Here is a 1,194-nt window from a genome sequence, read left to right as displayed (position 1 = left end):
CCCGTGCTTTCGCCCGTGCCGTAGTCGCCGGTGAGCGCTCCGCCCAGGTCGTGCCCCGCGCCGAACGGACCGCTCCCGTAGGCGTCGCCGTACCCGTCCTGCGGCGCGCCCGCCCCTTCGGGAGAAACGCCCGCTCCTTCACGAGAGGCACCCAGAGCGCCTGCCTCGCCAGAAGAAGCGCCCGCCCCTTCACGTGAGGCGCCCGGGATGCCCACCTCGCCAGGGGAGACGCCCGCCCCTCCGTGAGCGGTGCCGGTTCCTTCACCAGTGACGTCCGCCCCTTCATGTGAGGCACCCGGAACGCCCACCTCGCCAAGGGAGACGCCCACCTCTCCGTGAGCGGTGCCGGTTCCTTCACCAGAGGCGCTCGTCCCTCCGGAGGCGGCCATCCCGAGAGACCCGCCGGGGTAGGAGGCCGGGGTGAGGCCGGGGGCCATGGCGCGCATGCGGTCGACCGCGCCCGGCAGGGCGAACTGCGCGCCGCCGAGCCCCTCGACGAAGTACCCCCGGCGGCATCGCCCGCCCTCCTCGTACGCCCGCAAAACCTGATAAATGGGCGTAAATCCCCCAGGAAGCCGCTCGGACGTCACCGAGCCCCGCGTCACCACCCCATGTCGCTCCAGCAGCACCTCGGCCTGCGCGTTGGCCCGTTGCGTGGCGTCGTCGACCGGCCCGGGCAGCAACCACCACCGCCCCGCCACAGTCGGCGGCCCGCTCCTGGTCGGCAGCACCGCCCGGCGGCGACGGGTGGTGGCGGGCCGGTGCGCGGGACGTCCGGTGCCGAGCGTGGCGCGCAGCGGCGCGAGCGTGTCACCCGACACGCGCCCCGACCACACCAGATCCCACAGCGCGGTGACCATCGTGGCGTCGTCGAGCGTGCCGAGCTGGTCGGAGATGCCGCGGAAGAACAGCGCGCCACCACCGGACAGCAGGTCGAGCACGCCTTCGTGCACCGGGGTCATCGTGATCTCGGCGGGATCGGGCAGCAGCAGCGGCGCGGTGTCGGCGAAATACAGCGACACCCAGCCGTCGCCGCCGGGCAGCGAACCCTGGCCCACCCACATCACCTCGCCCGACGAGGTCAGCTCGTCGAGCAGCGCCGGTTGGTAGCCGGGCACCCGCGACGGCAGCACCAGCGTCTCCAGCGCGGACGCGGGCACCGCCGCCCCCTGCAGTTGCTCGATGGACCGGACG

General features: G+C 73.6%; 1 protein-coding gene. It reads right to left on the bottom strand.

Going from position 1 to position 1,194, the window contains the following annotated elements; all coding sequences use genetic code 11:
- Nucleotides 1–1,194, bottom strand: a 1,194-nt coding sequence (locus HII36_RS57675; RefSeq protein ID WP_456238043.1) for an Lhr family helicase, incomplete at both ends; no start/stop codon positions are given.

It is taken from the genome of Nonomuraea antri (genome assembly GCF_013283785.1).
Classification (GTDB): domain Bacteria; phylum Actinomycetota; class Actinomycetes; order Streptosporangiales; family Streptosporangiaceae; genus Nonomuraea; species Nonomuraea antri.
This window is presented reverse-complemented; position numbering and strand designations above follow the sequence as displayed.